Consider the following 16,412-nt stretch of genomic DNA (forward strand, 5'->3'; position numbering starts at 1 on the left):
GATGATGTGCCTTCAGTACAAAAAAACCTCACTTTAGTGAGGTTTTTTATTTTAAATCAGCAACTTAATGCGACTAAATCAGAAACCACGCATTTGCATACGACGTAAAAACTCAGTGACTATACGGTCATACAGTAAGTCACCGAGCAAGGCATCTTCAATATGATGATCTATGCTAGGGTTGTCATTGACTTCAATCACGTATGCGCGGTCATCAATTTCTTTAACATCGACACCGTAAATACCTGAACCAATTAAATTCGCCGCTTTGGTTGCCGCATCCAGTACACATTTGGGTACCATTTTAACATCCAAGGTTTCAAAGCCACCCGAGCTCACCCTGCCACTGTCATGGTGTTGATAAATCTGCCAATGACCGCGGCTCATCATGTATTTACAGGCATAAATTGGCTGACGATTAAGTACCCCAATACGCCAATCAAAATCAGTCGGTAGATACTCCTGCGCCAACACTAAGGCGCTTTTTTCAAATACTTTTTCGCTCTGTATGCGCAACTCCTGGTGATCTTTAACTTTCACTACGCCGATAGAGAACGCCCCATCCGGTACTTTCAACACCATCGGGAAACCGATTCGACTCGCGGCTTCTTCGAGCATTTCCGTTGCTCCAGCACGCATGATGGCACTTTTTGGCATCGGTACCTTGTTAACAGCTAACAACTCTGTGAGGAACACTTTATTAGTGCATTTGACGATTGAATCAGGGTCGTCCATCACCACAAGGCCAAGATTTTCCGCAGTTTTTGCAAACTTATAGGTAAAGTTAGCAATATTGGTAGTGGCGCGAATAAACAGACCATCGAACTCGCCTAAGCGCGCTAAATCGTTCGGGCCGATGACTTCCATGTTGATACCAATACGGTTGGCGGCGCGTTGAAATCGGCGTAACGCTTTAGGGTCAGACGGTGGCATTTTTTCATTCGGGTCCACCAACATCGCGATATCGTACCGATACTTTTTACTTTTTCGCTTACTGCGCCACACTTTTTGCGAGAACAATTCCAGTGACTCACCGAAGAAGTCTTGTTCTTCGTCCGCAAGTGATTGAAAGGCGCACGCCTCCAAAGACGCTAACTGCCATTTGCCATTAACGCGAATAAAACACGCTTTGAGCACTGGGATCATGAAATGCTCGAATACTTGCTGCGCGACCCTTTCCAACCCTAGCACCGTTGTGCGGCCAAAATAGATCATCGCTTGTACTTCGTCTTGGTCGTTAAAATGGCGCTCAAAATGGCTTTGTTTGAGGCGCAGCATAAACTGTTGGTCCAAGTCATTAATGGTCATGACTTTCGGGATAACGCGATGACCTCGCGCCTCAGCCATCAGCGAGCAGTAGTAACCACTGCTGAGGTAATCATATGATTTACAAAGATTAATGACCTGCATGCTTTTACTTTCGGTAAAGGCACCACTAGTGAGGTACTCATTGACGGTGACAACTTTTTCAGATGGGAAGTAGTCTTTCCAGTCTGTAGATTCGTCAGTAACAATGAGAATATTTGCCATGACTATAATTCCTATTGAGAGATATCAATTTTTGCTTTTAAATGACAACTTCGATGCGCGTCTTTGAGGTCTTATGGAATACCGTTGCGCCCTACTTTCTGATTTAGACGATTTACTGCACCTTGAAAACAAGGTGTTCAGCACTGACATGATCAGTCGCCGTCAAATGAAGCGGTTTATTCAATCCGAACACAGTATGCTTCTTATAGCATGTGCTGACGATAAACTCTCAGGATACGCCCTGTTACTTTTCAATCAGGCCACACAACTTGCACGGCTCTATTCCATCGCTGTATCACCTGATTTTCGAGGTCAAGGCGTGGGCGAACAGCTGCTTTCACACTGTGAAAAAAGCGCGGTTGAACGTGGATACATTACGCTAAGACTAGAAGTTAGGGAAGATAATTTTTCAGCCATAAAACTGTATGAAAAACATGGATTTAAACCATTAAAAACCCTCATACATTACTATGATGATCTCGCCGATGGGCTGCGTATGCAAAAGCGTCTGGGCACCCCTGGACCACGCACGGCGTTGACCATGCCCTTGTATGTGCAAACACTGCCATTTACCTGTGGCGCAGCGTGTTTGTTAATGAGCTTTTCAGCGCTCAAACACCCTCTGGCATTAACGCGCAAAAACGAGGTGCAGTTATGGCGCGAAGCCACCACCATCTTTATGGCAGGCGGCCATGGTGGGTGCAGTGGTCAAGGCTTGGCACTGGCTGCACATCGCCGCGGTTTTGCCGTGGAGTTATGGTCTCACTCGCAGGGCACACCCTTTATTCATTCGGTTAGAGACCCTGTAAAAAAATCCGTTATTGAGTTGGTGCATGAAGACTTTGAAGATCAACTCCAACAAACCGATATCAAAGTGAATACGGCACCACCGACGACAGAGCAAATTGAGCTGTGGATTGAACAAGGGGCCGCGGTGTTGTTGCTTATTAGTACGTTTCGTTTCAATGGCGCTAAAGAGCCACATTGGATAGTACTGTGTGGTATGAATGAGCAATTCTTTTACTTCCATGATCCGCTCGTTGAAGAACCGGGAGATGCAGTTTCCGCTGCCAACGTGCCCATTGGTAAAAAAGCGCTCAATCAAATAGTCGGCTTTGGCAAACAAAAGCACACTGCATGTGTGGTCATTTACCCAAATAAATAAACCCCTCAACAAGGTTGAAGGGTTTATAAATAACCTTGGTCTGTTTTGCTTGAATTGACGACTTAGTGCCTACGTAGCAAACGCATTGCAGCAAAGCCAAGCAGTGCAAACCACCCCATAGACCCTGAACCGCCTGACTCAGGCTGAGGCTCGGGATCGGGCGTAACAACTGGCGGTGCTACATTGTTAACCGTAACTTGTGCCGTTTGCTCAACACTGTCTGTACCATCACTGACGGTCACTTTAAACGCTAATACCTCTGTCGCTGTAACCTCTGGTGCCGTAAAGCTAGCGGTTGCGCTCGTATCATTACTCAGCGTCACCGCGGTACCTTGCGTTTGTTGCCATTGATACGTCAATGTGTCGCCATCCGCATCTTGAGCTTGCGCAGCGATCGACACCTGCGCGCCTTCATTAACAGTTTGCGCTGCAATCGCATTCACCGTTGGCGGGCGATTATCACAAACTGACGTATCGGGTGCGACGACAGTGTAAAATGCGGGCGTATCGATGCCCGATAACATCAGGTTATCAATCCACCAGCCAGCATCAGCGGTGTTGCCATCGCTACTGATACGAAAACGCAGTTGCACCTGCTTACCAGCCAGTGTCTGGGCAAAATCAATTTGCTCTTGATTACCTTTGATGCCACCAGCTTCATTGCGGCCCGTAAAGGTTTCACGCTGCTGCAACGATTGTGCTGGGTTATCGAACAACACACTATCGTAACCAACACTGAATGTCCCACCAGCAGCAGTCACATCTTGCCAGCCAGTATCATCAACATTGATTTCGATGACGGCACCATCCCAATCTTGCTCAAGTGCATAGTAATGCCAGAATGAAACGGAGAAATCGCTGCCTGTAGCCACAGTGAAGGCTCGGGTAGTTAGGGCAACATCCGACTCATAGTCGTTGTTATTCAAGAACAAACTTTGGTCGCCAAGATCCACCGGGCCAAGCTCAAACTCATCAATTTGTTCTGAATTGTCAAAGCTGAGCGTCGAGGCTGCTAGCGCTGACTCTTTGAGTAACACCAATGGAAGATTTTGCTTGCTGAGTACCGCACTTTCCATCGTATCTTGTTGCGCATTGGCATTGAGCGGCGCATCTTCGAACGCCAGTTGCACCACAAAACGGCCTATTTCACTGGCGGGTTCAACGGTGCTGTCACCCACTGTTTTTTCAGGAAAGCTCACCTGCACTTGTAATTCGCTGGCGATATCCGCACTGTTTAACGCCAGCGTAATGGGTGTACTCGATGCCGTAGCAAAAGGCTCGATTCGGGCGACGCTAGACATACCGCCATCACCTAATGTCACACCTTGGTTTGATAAGATTTCAAACTGCACAGGCACATTGGTCAGGGTTTCACTGCCTGTGTTGGTGATTTTCACGGACACAGTACCCACCTCACCGACATCTAAGAAGCCGTCAGCACTACAATAACTACTACCTTCAGGATCCAATGCAACCTCTTGCACTGCAAAGGCAGCAAGTTCAGTCTCAAACGACTCGACAACCCCTTCTAGCGTATCGCTGTAGCGTTCGGGTGACACTGCGCCCAAACCCATACCGCGTTTTGCAAACGCACCGAGTACTAAACGATAGTCACTGCTGCTTTCGGCGGCTATAGCTGCAAACAAGGCGTCCCGTGCCTCAGTGTATAAAGGCGCATTCGGTGTCATCTTGTAGCCACCAACTAAGTAGCGCATCATTCTATCTTGCGCTTCAGTGAAACCGTGCTCGTTGATTAACGCCACGTAGCTGTCCCATAACACTGTTGCCCATAACTCTCCTGGGGCATGCGGCGAGCCTACAAAGGTAGGCGGCAAACCTACATCCGCGCCAGCACCTTCAGTAATATGTCTAAAATTCAGAGGGTTAATATCTTGATTTGGTGTATAGGGTACACGGCGAATGCCAAAGTAAAAATCTTCTACGTACGTTCCTGTTGCGTAAGGCTTGGAGAAATCACTGTTGCCAACAATTTGTGCATCACTCGCTTTAGCAATAAAGAGTAATGAGTGGAAGTCGCCCCAACCTTCACCCATCGCTCGACCTTGGAAATTTGATAACCCTGATGCGTTACCTACTAGGCGATTGCTAATGTAGTGGCCCCATTCGTGGGCAATTATGCCGTTGTCGAAAGTACCATCTTTGAGCGCACGCGTACTGAACAAACGCACATTCACATCCGCCCCGCCAAGCGCGTTATATAGTGATTGCCCATCAGCAAAGTTTAAGCCCATGTTGGCGATAGTGACGGTCGCATCAGCTCCCCCCATTGGCGCCGGTGTGCCATCATCAACATTGTTGGTAATAATGGCAGCGATGGCCCCTGCATCTTGGGCGTTTTTAACTTTCACTGTGAAGTTACAACTGCCGCGTTCAATAATGGCGACTTTCCCCGCTAGGGTGCTGGCATCAACAGGCGCCTCACAACCATCATAAATGCTGCCAGAGTCGGTGTTGTTCCCGTCGTTAAATCGCGCCAACACACCACTGACGTCAAACTCTGCAGGCCCGAACTGCGAGCGTTGCGATGACGATAATGTGCCACTTGGGCCGACCACACCGTAATCTGCGCCCACGGCAATGTCTTTTGAGTCATACAAATACATTTGCATGCGCGGGCGACCACCATCAGCTGGCGTGGCCATATTGGCATTATTTAAACCACTGTAATCTTGGGCCTGCGCCTCAATCGGGTCACCATCCACACCACCACGACCATAGTTATCTAGCTGTGCTACCCCGGCACTTTCATTGAAACCGTAGTCATAGAATACGTCGTGCAGGAAGTTATTCATGTAGAACAAATTAACAATAGCCGCTTTGATATTCCCTTCACTGCTTGGGTCTGCACTTGGGTCGAGAGGGTAATCAAAAGTAAACGCGGAGGTGGTTTGAGCTGTTATATCACCTTCGCTAAAGCCTTGAGGTGCGACAATGTCGGCGTACGCGTAGACATTATTCCCCGAGGCTTGCGTTGCAGTGTCACTGAGCCATGGGTCTTGTGTTGATAAGCTTGAGTAGTAACTAAGACTGACCAACGGTGCTGTTAATACATCGGTTTCATCAACTTGATTTGGTCCATCCGCAGGGATCACGTCACCATGAGGGCCTTCAAGCGGATAACCCGTTTGTGTGTTTGCGTAAACGCGATAATTATAAGGCGTGGCATGGGATTGCAGATTCTTTTTGAACAGGGTTTTACCTGTAGAGCTGTCGATTACAAATGCAAAGTAATCACTTTCTAACGATGCCGCTGGCTTGCGCTCAATCTCTACATAATGTGCAGCGAGCAATTGTCCATTCAATGGGTAAAAAACGGGTTTTACGCGAATGTTGCTAAAGTGCTCTTGCGCTGTGGGGCGAGCATTATAATGAAGATACTGACCTTGCTTCGGCTGCGCATCAAGTTGCACTTCGGCATCAGAAAACTGACTTAGGGCAATGCGCAGAGCTTGTTCTGGGGTTGAGAATGCATCAAGCGCGGTGAAATATTGAGCCTGTTGCGGCACATCAGCGAAATACCCTGATCCTGCGACTAGCCCGCCTTGCTTGTTGAGCATCACGTTGTACTGGCGATTAAATACTTCGATCCCCTGCACATATTGTTGATAACGAGCAATAACCGCACCCTTACCGGTGTCATGCCAGTCGCTCAATTGGGTGTCGACATTCGCCATTTTACGGGCATTTAAACCGGACAACTGCTGCATGTACATGTGCGCTGTATCTGGCAATGACTTGCTAGCAACAGCGCTCAGCGTTTGCTTTTGTGGTGCCCAAACGAAGGTGGCGCGATTAAGTTGAGCATCGAAATGCGATGACAAACCAATTTGAGTTCGCTTGGCAGCAAGTTGCTGCTGGGCTTGGGATAGCGTCACAGGTTTATTGGACACTGCCTGAAATGAATCAGCTAGGTTATCCGCTGATTGTGCGTGTACTTGAACACCTGTTAGCGCCAAAACTACCGCCAAACTCAGTGCCGTCCTTGAGCAGTGCAAACGCGCGTTACGTCGTGTGTTGTTTTCCATAAATCACCTTGCTTTTGTGTTCGTCGTCGGTCTAACTTAAATGTAGACATCATTCTTGTTATACCCAACTGGAGTAGTAATGCGATCACCTTTGTTTTTGTTAGTTTGTTTAGCGTTAGCCGCGTGTAATGGCGAGTCTAACAGTGCGGATGATCAACCTCCCATAAAGTCGGGTACAAACATACACACTTTAGATAACAATGGCGATAAAATCCGCTGGCAAGCAGATAAACTACACCAAGGTGTTCAGGTCTTTAATCTATCGATGCAGGAATATGGTGTGGTGACGGGTGATATCATCGTCGTGAGTAAACAACTACCCATTGGAGAACTCGAAGCGCAATTCAACATTGAACAGCGCCAAGACTCTACTTATAGCCTAGCTTTAAAAGATGAGGGCGATCTCGCGGTCGCATTGCAACAACTCAAAGCATTACCACAAATTCAGATTGCAGAGCTGCAAATAGACTACTCGCCAATAGACAAAGCTGTGCCGACAATGTGACACTTGATGTACCCAGCTTGACGAATTTGGCAATGATATAGTATTCAATAAAATACGAATTAAACTTCGAAATTTAGAAGTTCAAATTTCAATCTCGATGGTTTATTTTCGTTCAAAAAGGAATATTAAAGCGTGTATTTGCTTGGTATACTGACTTGCTTAAAATACAGACAAAGAGACCCCATGCGCACGGATAAGCTTTACACCTACTCTCTTCTCTTCTCATTGGTTAGCGTATTAACTTGGGTTGGCACAGCATCACTTGCCCATGCCGAACAAGCCAATACCGCGACGACTCAAGATACCTCGGCTGAAGAGCCAATCACCATGTTACCGGTACCCACCATCATCACTGAGCCTGCTGTAGGCGCAGGGCTAGGTGGCGCGATGTTGTTTTTCCATGATTCAGATGAAAATAAAAACGTAGCAACCTCAGACACTCCGATGATGCCTACAGGTATCACCTTAGTCGGTGGTGCATACACACGAAATAAAAGCATGGTGCTAGGGTTTGGGCATATTGGCTATTGGCAACAAGATACCGTGCGATATAAAGGGTTCGTCGGTTACGGCGATATCAATCTCGATTTCTACAGCGTTGCAGGAATTGATTTGGCTGACCCTATTAAATTGAATTTAAAGGGTCCTGCAATGTTGCAGACCCTTAGTTGGCGAATCAACGACAGCAATTGGTTTGTCGGCGCAAAACAGACATTTCGTCATGTGGATATCGGCCTTGCTGAATCTCCGTTCAAATCTTACGAAGGACGTTTTTTTGATGAGTTGAATTCCATTTTAGAGCAATTGGAACTTGAAAATAACACCTCAGGTTTAGGTTTGATTGCTGAATATGACTCAACAGATAGTCCATTTGATCCAGAAAAGGGCTACAACTACCACTTTGAATATCTCGTTTTTGACGATGCCATTGGCAGCGATACTGACTACCACAGCTATATTTTATCCGGTTTAAACTATTGGCATCTGGGTGATAAAACCCGCATGGGGTTGCGCGTGGATTACGAAGGTGTGCGTAACCAAGGCGACACCGCACTGCCAGTCTATGTTCTACCATTTATTGATTTACGCGGTATCCCTAAATCTCGCTATCAAGGCGAAGATGTGATCGTTGCAGAAGCTGAGCTAAGCTACCATTTAACGCCGGATTGGAAAGTGCTGGGCTTTAGTGGCATTGGTAAAGCAGCCAACAGTTGGGGCGATTTAAACGATGCCAGCTCACGTGTGACATTTGGGGCGGGCTTTCGCTACCTAGTTTCACAGCGCTACGGTGTACGCATGGGGATCGATGTAGCCCATGGCCCGGAAGAAAACGCATTTTATATTCAAGCTGGAAGCAGTTGGTAAAACACACTAGGCTTAAGTCACCAAATCCTGACTGAGTTGGTTCAGGAATGTAATAAGGAAATCACATGCTAAAAACGCTTCTCTCTGTCAGTTGTGCAGCACTTTGTACGACAGCATATGCACAACAGGACGATGTTCAAGACATGTCTGACCCGCTAGCTATATACACTCAAGTGGGTGTGGGGTCTACCGACAAAGGTCTCAACTTTAAGCTAGGTAAAGCCTACGATACCGGTGATAACACCACCGCAGCGCAGTTTGTCGTGGAGGCAAAAGGCATATTAGGTGACACGTTGGGTTGGCGCTCTGACAGTCGCACCACACAATCTCTCGACTCTTTGCGCTTTCGAAACTTTGGCGTAAAGCTAACCAACATGCGTGCGACACAAATAGATGTGAACTATAACTTTCGCGGTAACTTGGTAGCAGACGAAAGCGCTGATATTTCTTATTCCATGATTCAAGCGCTAAAACCTATGGGACCTGTTACCCTCTTTCCCCTTGCAGGCGTGGGCACCTCCATCGGTAAAGATGAGCGCCAAAAAGATGGCTCAATCGATGATGGCTACTCTTTTATGGGCACCTACGGTTTGATTGGTATGTACTCGAAAATCACTATCACAGATAAAGTTTGGCTCAACTACAACCCGTTTTGGCTAACCACATTCACTGGCTCAAGTACTTACCGTGATAACTACTATGGCCGAGATGAAAGTAACATTCTCACCCATGAATTCTCTGCAAGCTACCAAATAAACCCACGCATGAACGTTCGCTATTTTGCCAACTGGAATGAAAATGTGGATGTATTCGATGGCGATCATCGTATTGAGTTCAACTACCAGTTATAAAGCTCGAGTTACACCAATCGAGGGAGCTGAACGCTCCCTTTTTTAGTTGTTCTGAGTATTTGACTACACCCGCGCACTCATCTCTAAAACCATGTTATTTCTTTGAAAAACGTTGCACTAAAGTGTATCAAACGATAATTTAGAGATTCACGTTCTTACATCTCAGTTTGAGCGCTCGTAATCGAATTCAAGGGACATCAACTTCATGCACGAAGGCGCGGCTAGATTTTTTCTCACATTAATATTGATACTTTTCGCAACACACGTTGTGGCCGAAGAAACATGTCAATCATGTCATAGCGAACAAGTTCAAGATTGGCAAAGTTCGCACCATTATCATGCTATGAACCCCGCAACGCCGGAATTTGTGCTCGGCGCCTTTGACGGACAGAAAGTGGATTACCAAGGTGCGTCTTTGACCCTCAGCCAAGACAATGGCACATTTTTCATCACTACAAAACACCCTGAACAAGGCATAAAAAAGCAAACAATCAAATACACCTTCGGCTATGAGCCGCTGCAGCAATACATGGTAGCTGATGAACGCGGTGGCTATGCTTTTATACCCCTAGCTTGGGACAGCAGAACTAAAGCACAAGGCGGACAAAGATGGTTTGTGCTGCATCCAGATCAAATGCCAAATGATGAGTTTCATCACACCCAAATGGGACAAAATTGGAACCACATGTGTGCTGATTGCCACAGCACGGATTTTGAAAAGAACTACGATTTGGACAAGAAACAATTTGCGTCACGCTATTCACAGGTCAACGTAAGTTGTGGCGCTTGCCATGGTGATAGCAATCAACATTTGGCTTGGGCAAAAGGTGACAAAGAGATAAAAAATAAAGGTTTTGCCAATAACATAGGCACACAAGTCGCCTTATTTACGCAACAAAGCGATGGCACCATGCAGGCTGTAGGTGAACAAACTTACTCAGAGCAGTTACAAGTGTGTGCCACTTGTCATTCACGCCGAGCTCAATTAGCCCCAAGGGATGACAGCAAAGATTTTCTCGATTTATTTCGCCCATCATTAGTGACTCCGGAGCTCTATCATGTCGACGGGCAAATTTTTGATGAGGACTATGTGTGGGGGTCATTTTTGCAAAGCAAGATGTTCGCCGCAGGTGTTACGTGCAGCAATTGCCACAATCCCCACTCGGGCAAACTAAAACTTGAAGGTAACCAAACTTGTACCCAATGCCACAGCGCCGAGCAGTTCGATAGTAAACAGCATCATGGTCACTCCCCTGGTATTGCGGGCAGTCAGTGTGTTGATTGCCATATGCCTGAAACCACTTACATGCAGGTCGATCCACGTCGGGATCACAGCCTTCGTGTACCACGCCCAGACTTAACCATAAAAACCCAAGCACCGAATGCGTGTAATACCTGTCACGAAGACAAAACGCCACAATGGGCAGTAAGTGCAATTAAATCTTGGCATCCAGATAGCACACGAATGGGTAGCGAACACTTTTCGTTGGCATTCCATGCCGCTGACCAAGGCCTACCCAATGCTTCACAGCTGCTCACACGTATTGCGCAAAACAGCCAATACACAGATATTATTCGTGCTTCTGCTTTAGCACGGATGCGTAATTTCCCAGATCAAAACACCCTCGTCGCTATTAGTCGCGCCGTCAGAGACGAAGAGCCACTAAAGCGATTGGGAGCAATCAGTGCCGCACAAGGATTCACACCCGCGCAGCGTTATCGATTATTGCAGCCTCTACTCTCAGACCCTCGACTCGCCATTCGCACAGAGGCTGCGCGCAGTCTTGCTGGTTTACTCAGCGTTCCTTTTCCAGACAACCTCAAAGGTAAGGAGCGTGAGCAGCTAGAAAAAGCGCTAGAGGAATACCGACAAACAGAACGTTTTAATGCTGAGCGCAGTAGCAGCCACACTAATTTGGGTAACTTAGCGCTGGAATTAGGTAAACCGGATGAAGCAAAAGCACACTATGAGCAAGGTATTGAAATTGAACCAATTTATATTCCTGCGTACGTGAATTTAGCTGATCTACATCGTCGTCTAGGCAATGAACAACAGGCACAAAAGGTATTGAAGCAAGCGCTTGAGATTGATGCTAATAATGCCGATGTGCACTACGCTTTGGCGATGAGTTGGGTCCGCCAAAAAGACAGAAAGAAAGCGAAAGATCATTTAAAAATCGCTGCTAAATACGGTTCAGTCAATCATATTTACACGTACGGGCTGCTGCTCAATGAAATGGGTGAACGCCAACAGGCTATGACGCAACTAGAAAAAGCATTTGCGCTCAATCCGAACAACCCTGATTTGTGCTACACGCTTGTGCAACTTCATATTAGTGCGCAAAACTACAAAGAGGCATTGCGCTTTGCGAGTAAGCTACAACAGCTGGTTCCTAATGATCCGCAAATACAAGCTTTAGTGCAAAAGTTAACTATGATGCAAAGTGTGTCAGGCAACTAAAGGCTAAAAGCTTCGCTATGTTAACGCTCCGTGTTCCACCTTTATTAGTGGTGTTGATTGTACTGTGGGTCATGTTTTTCACGGCTTTCAAAGTCCCTGATGCACACATAACGGTGCCACTACGTGAGTTAATTAGTAGTGCATTGACATTGCTTGGGGGTGTATGCGCCTTAGTTGCCGTAGTGCAATTTCGCCTTGCCCAGACAACGGTCGATCCGCGCATACCCGAGCAATCTTCGCACCTAGTAACCCATGGTCTCTATCGATATAGCAGAAACCCTATGTATGTGGGATTTTTGCTTATGCTGTTCGGTTGGGGAGTATTCCTAGGTAACTATGTGGCATTAATTTGGCTACCCGTTTTTGTACTTTATCTTAACCAACATCAAATCAAGCCTGAAGAAAAGGTATTACAAGAGATATTTAAAGATGAGTACGTCAAGTACTGCACAAAAGTAAGGCGGTGGATTTGAAAACCCACTAGGCACAAGGCCCAGTGGGAGAGGTGTTATTAACGATTATTCGCTGCTGATTTTGCTTTACTGATCGCTTCATTAATATTGAGTGAAGCAGCTTCTTGACGAGGTGGGAATTTCTCAAACGTCTTGATGTGCTCAGTTAACAATGCAATTGCAGGTTGCATTACCCAGCTCTTCTTCATGATCTGATGGAAACCAGTGACGTCGTCATAGTGTTCCATTGGATCTTTTCTTAAATTGAACAGCTTAGGCATGGTATGCGTTACCAAATCCTCGTAGTAACGACCGCCAGGCTTAGATGCAAAGTGCATTTTCCATGGGCCAACACGTACCGCAGTTAACTGCGACTCATAGTAATAGAAGAAGTGGTTACGCGCTGACTTATCCGTTTTTCCACGCCAGTAGTCTAGGTTATTCTCACCATCGATATAGACGTTGAATTCCTTCTCCATTGCTTTGCGTAGATTCTTTTCACCCACAGCAGCTGCAATAGTAGGGAATACGTCTTCATGTGAAGAAATACCATTTAGCTTCAAACCCGCAGGGATTTTTTCTGGCCAACGAACCATGAATGGTACACGCACACCGCCTTCCCATGTGGTCATTTTCTCACCACGGAATTTAGTGGTGCCAGCGTCAGGCCATGAGCTCTGCTCTGGACCGTTATCTGTAGTGTAAATAACAATGGTGTTGTCAGCGATTTTTAGCTCATCTAGCTTATCTAGCAGTTGGCCAACATGACCATCATGTTCTAGAAGGCCACTACCAAAGACGTCTTCTTCCGAGCTGATATGTGTTGCTAGGTGGCGACTTTCTGGTTTTAAATGCGTGTAAACGTGCATGCGACTTGGAGCGTGCCAAATAAAGAATGGCTTATCTGCTTTTACTGCTCGTTCCATGAAGTCTAAGCTTCGAGCAAGCACTTCTTCATCAAAGGTTTCCATACGCTTACGTGTAAGTGGGCCTGTGTCTTTAATACGACCATCAGCATACGCTTCGATGACTCCACGCGGACCAAACTTTTTCTTGAATGCTTCTGTTTTTGGGTAATCCTCTTGTTCTGGTTCTTCGGATACATTGAGGTGGTATAAGTTACCATAGAACTCATCAAAACCATGACGCGTCGGTAAATGCTCATCCAAATCACCGAGGTGGTTTTTACCAAATTGCGCCGTCATGTAGCCTTTGTCTTTTAAAAACTCCGCAATTGTTGGGTCGGCTTCTTTAATGCCAAGCGGATTACCTGGCTGACCAACCGTAGTCAAACCGGTACGAACGGGAAGCTGCCCCATCAAAAACGCCGCTCGACCTGCCGTACAACTCGGTTGTGCGTAGTGGTCTGTAAACAATGCACCTTCGTTAGCAATACGGTCAATATTTGGGGTGTTATAGGTCATACCATGTGAATAGGCGCTAAGCGAAACCTGTGCAACATCATCGACCATAATAGCCAAGACGTTGGGGTCCTTAGCTTGAACTGACAGGGAAAGCATCCCCGCGACTACACTTACTAATGGCAATTTCATCATTTCTCCTTGTGTATTAGTAAGATACAAATTGAATTCGATTAGAATCACTGCAATCTTTAATCCAAGCTTTACTATAGCTCACTCTACCCAAGACATTGATAATTTTTTTCAAAAAAGGAACGAAAAATGACTGAAATCAACTCACTTCCCTATTAATTAAACACATATCTGCTATAAATAATGTGGACTCATTATTAATCAAGGAGAGAGCCATGCTACGACTCGTAGTATTTATATCTAGTCTACTTACCTGTATTCCCATTTTCGCCGCAGATAAACCCAATATTCTCGTCATTTGGGGTGATGATGTAGGCATGTGGAATATCAGTAGTTACCACCGCGGTATGATGGGTGGAACCACTCCAAATATTGATCGCATTGCCAATGAAGGCATGATGTTTATGGATCATTATGCGCAAGCTTCTTGTACTGCGGGCCGCGCTGCGTTCATCCTCGGCCAGTACCCAATTCGTACCGGCCTGAGCACTGTAGGTCTGCCCGGCGCTAAAGAGGGTATTCAAACTTCCGATCCGAGTTTAGCAACGATGCTTAAATCGCAAGGCTACACGACAGGTCAGTTTGGTAAGAACCACTTGGGCGACCGTGACGAGCACTTACCAACTAATCACGGCTTTGATGAGTTTTACGGTATCCTTTATCACCTTAATGCCGGTGAATATGCTGAGCAATATGACTACCCTAAAGACAAAGCAGCACAAGAGAAAGTTGGTTTGGCTCCGTTACGTGGCATCGTGCATTCAAAAGCATTGGGTAATGGCAAACAAGAAATTAAAGACTTAGGTCCATTTGGCCAAGAAGTACAACGCAATATGGATGAAGAAGTACTTAAACAGTCAAAGCGCTTCATTCGCGATGCGGTTCAAGCGGACAAACCTTTCTTCGTGTGGCACAACACAACCCGCATGCACTATCGCACTAACCTTAATGAATACTATGAAGGTCGCAGTGGCTACGGTATCTATGCCGACGGCATGATGGAGTTAGATGATGATGTTGGTGAGTTACTCAACTTGCTTGACGAATTAAAAGTGGCTGACAATACCATCGTCATGTTCTCAACAGACAATGGTGCAGCATCAAACTCATGGCCTGATGGCGGTAACCAACCATTCCACGGCGAAAAAGGTGTTGGTGGCTGGGAAGGCGGATTCCGTGTGCCTATGCTAGTTAAATGGCCAGGCAACATTCCAGCAGGTGTAAGCACTGGCGAATTCATGACGATGGAAGACTGGATGCCAACTATCATGTCATGGGTCGGTGAGAAAAACCTTAAAGAAGAGCTTCTTAAAGGTAAAAAAATCAACGGCCGTAAATACAAAGTACACCTAGATGGTTACGACCAAAGCGACCTATTACTTAACAACGGTAAGACTAAGCGTAAAGACTTTTACTATTTTACCGAAGCAACCTTCCATGGTCTGCGCTATGGCGACTGGAAACTGCTGTTCACAGAACAAAATCATTGGTTCCGTGCAACACAAGAGGCGCTTACATCACCGTACTTGATCAACCTTAAGCTTGACCCGTTCGAGCGCTTCACAGAAGCACGTGGTTATGACGAGTGGGCGGAAAACCGCACTTGGATTATGGGACCAGCAGGATTGCAAATTGGCAAGTTTGTAGAGACATTCAAAGAATTTCCACCAACTCAAAAGAGCATGAGCTTACAAGTTGATGAAGTGAGCAAATTCATTAATAGTCAAGCGGTTAGCCGCTAATAAGTTAGAATCAAAAAGCAGGGCAATCGCCCTGCTTTTTTACTTGCGCACCAAGTGCCACGTTGCATTAAACGCAGGATGGCAACCTTTTATTCCTTCACTTACCCCTTTATTTGCCAACAAATCTAAGTCGTACTGCTGTGCATACAACTCATTCATGTGATCATGGGTAATTGATTGTGGCGTGCTGTCTGCATCGGGTTGAGGGTACTCAACCGTAACCACCAGCTGATTTGCTGTCGGGCACAATTCGCAAAGCTTGTTAGCGTACTTAACACGCAGATCATAAGGCAGCGCAACCAAGGCTGCGCGGTCGTAAATGGCTGATACTTCACCCAGTTGCTGAGCCGTTAAGTCAAAAATATCACCCACGAAAATTCGTAAATTGCCATGGTGATAGCAGGTGTGGTCGCCATTCTTTTCTACAGTAGGCTCAATCTCTAACCCAGCAAACAATGATTGCACTGCGCTTTGGCTGAGCTCAACGCCAGTAATCTCAAAACCTTGCTCCAACAGCCATATAACATCGATACTCTTGCCACACAGAGGCACAAAAATATGTGCACCATCACGCAAATCCAATGCACTTAAGTATGTGACTAAGTTAGTGTTAGGCTGAGCTTGATCAAAACCAATATCCCCAGTTTGCCATCGTGACAACCAATATTGTGGCTCCATAATATCCCCTGTACTGCTTTGCAAAGCGCAATGCGCTTCTTTGAACCGTGCCATTATATGTTAA

11 protein-coding genes are annotated in these 16,412 nt (G+C 46.2%); 7 read left to right on the plus strand and 4 right to left on the minus strand.

The genetic code is table 11. The features are described from left to right. Nucleotides 1–78: 78 nt before the first annotated feature. Nucleotides 79–1,530, minus strand: coding sequence for a RimK family ATP-grasp domain-containing protein (locus V1358_RS09085; protein WP_347393313.1), 1,452 nt, complete (start codon nt 1,528–1,530; stop codon nt 79–81). A 73-nt stretch (nt 1,531–1,603) separates the two neighbouring features. Between V1358_RS09085 and rimI the strand changes: the two genes are divergently transcribed. Beyond that, nucleotides 1,604–2,695 carry a ribosomal protein S18-alanine N-acetyltransferase gene (rimI, locus tag V1358_RS09090; protein ID WP_347389666.1) on the plus strand — a complete coding sequence of 364 codons (1,092 nt, stop codon included), beginning with the start codon at nt 1,604–1,606 and terminating at the stop codon, nt 2,693–2,695. Between the two features lie 62 nt (nt 2,696–2,757). Here the strand turns inward: rimI and V1358_RS09095 are convergent, their stop codons facing one another. Then, nucleotides 2,758–6,741 carry a rhombosortase-dependent M36 family metallopeptidase gene (locus V1358_RS09095; RefSeq protein ID WP_347393314.1) on the minus strand — a complete coding sequence of 1,328 codons (3,984 nt, stop codon included), beginning with the start codon at nt 6,739–6,741 and terminating at the stop codon, nt 2,758–2,760. 79 nt (nt 6,742–6,820) lie between these two features. Between V1358_RS09095 and V1358_RS09100 the strand changes: the two genes are divergently transcribed. From V1358_RS09100 to V1358_RS09120, 5 genes are all read left to right on the plus strand, one after another. Beyond that, nucleotides 6,821–7,246 carry a serine protease external chaperone gene (locus tag V1358_RS09100; RefSeq protein ID WP_347393315.1) on the plus strand — a complete coding sequence of 142 codons (426 nt, stop codon included), beginning with the start codon at nt 6,821–6,823 and terminating at the stop codon, nt 7,244–7,246. Between the two features lie 183 nt (nt 7,247–7,429). Further along, nucleotides 7,430–8,611 carry a BamA/TamA family outer membrane protein gene (locus V1358_RS09105; RefSeq protein WP_347393316.1) on the plus strand — a complete coding sequence of 394 codons (1,182 nt, stop codon included), beginning with the start codon at nt 7,430–7,432 and terminating at the stop codon, nt 8,609–8,611. 65 nt (nt 8,612–8,676) lie between these two features. After that, nucleotides 8,677–9,462 carry a hypothetical protein gene (locus V1358_RS09110; RefSeq protein ID WP_347393317.1) on the plus strand — a complete coding sequence of 262 codons (786 nt, stop codon included), beginning with the start codon at nt 8,677–8,679 and terminating at the stop codon, nt 9,460–9,462. A gap of 268 nt (nt 9,463–9,730) precedes the next feature. Next, entirely contained in the window at nt 9,731–11,923 is a 2,193-nt protein-coding gene (locus tag V1358_RS09115; protein WP_347393318.1) for a tetratricopeptide repeat protein, read from the plus strand. A gap of 17 nt (nt 11,924–11,940) precedes the next feature. After that, nucleotides 11,941–12,396, plus strand: coding sequence for a methyltransferase family protein (locus V1358_RS09120; protein ID WP_347393319.1), 456 nt, complete (start codon nt 11,941–11,943; stop codon nt 12,394–12,396). A gap of 38 nt (nt 12,397–12,434) precedes the next feature. Here the strand turns inward: V1358_RS09120 and V1358_RS09125 are convergent, their stop codons facing one another. Beyond that, nucleotides 12,435–13,928, minus strand: coding sequence for an arylsulfatase (locus V1358_RS09125; protein WP_347393320.1), 1,494 nt, complete (start codon nt 13,926–13,928; stop codon nt 12,435–12,437). 215 nt (nt 13,929–14,143) lie between these two features. Between V1358_RS09125 and V1358_RS09130 the strand changes: the two genes are divergently transcribed. Next, nucleotides 14,144–15,670, plus strand: coding sequence for an arylsulfatase (locus tag V1358_RS09130; RefSeq protein ID WP_347393321.1), 1,527 nt, complete (start codon nt 14,144–14,146; stop codon nt 15,668–15,670). A 39-nt stretch (nt 15,671–15,709) separates the two neighbouring features. Here V1358_RS09130 and V1358_RS09135 read toward each other — a convergent pair whose 3' ends face one another. Beyond that, nucleotides 15,710–16,402: a class I SAM-dependent methyltransferase gene (locus V1358_RS09135; protein WP_347393322.1), complete on the minus strand. Its 693-nt coding sequence runs from the start codon at nt 16,400–16,402 to the stop codon at nt 15,710–15,712. Nucleotides 16,403–16,412: the final 10 nt, after the last annotated feature.

This window comes from Pseudoalteromonas pernae (assembly GCF_039831865.1).
Lineage (GTDB): Bacteria > Pseudomonadota > Gammaproteobacteria > Enterobacterales > Alteromonadaceae > Pseudoalteromonas > Pseudoalteromonas pernae.

What these genes read in the sequence shown, in the direction of transcription:
- V1358_RS09100 (WP_347393315.1), top strand. Translation starts at nt 6,821, where the DNA reads ATGCGATCACCTTTGTTTTTGTTAGTTTGTTTAGCGTTAGCCGCGTGT.
- V1358_RS09085 (WP_347393313.1), bottom strand. Translation starts at nt 1,530, where the DNA reads ATGGCAAATATTCTCATTGTTACTGACGAATCTACAGACTGGAAAGAC.
- V1358_RS09130 (WP_347393321.1), top strand. Translation starts at nt 14,144, where the DNA reads ATGCTACGACTCGTAGTATTTATATCTAGTCTACTTACCTGTATTCCC.
- V1358_RS09110 (WP_347393317.1), top strand. Translation starts at nt 8,677, where the DNA reads ATGCTAAAAACGCTTCTCTCTGTCAGTTGTGCAGCACTTTGTACGACA.
- rimI (WP_347389666.1), top strand. Translation starts at nt 1,604, where the DNA reads ATGGAATACCGTTGCGCCCTACTTTCTGATTTAGACGATTTACTGCAC.
- V1358_RS09120 (WP_347393319.1), top strand. Translation starts at nt 11,941, where the DNA reads ATGTTAACGCTCCGTGTTCCACCTTTATTAGTGGTGTTGATTGTACTG.
- V1358_RS09125 (WP_347393320.1), bottom strand. Translation starts at nt 13,928, where the DNA reads ATGAAATTGCCATTAGTAAGTGTAGTCGCGGGGATGCTTTCCCTGTCA.
- V1358_RS09095 (WP_347393314.1), bottom strand. Translation starts at nt 6,741, where the DNA reads ATGGAAAACAACACACGACGTAACGCGCGTTTGCACTGCTCAAGGACG.
- V1358_RS09135 (WP_347393322.1), bottom strand. Translation starts at nt 16,402, where the DNA reads ATGGCACGGTTCAAAGAAGCGCATTGCGCTTTGCAAAGCAGTACAGGG.
- V1358_RS09105 (WP_347393316.1), top strand. Translation starts at nt 7,430, where the DNA reads ATGCGCACGGATAAGCTTTACACCTACTCTCTTCTCTTCTCATTGGTT.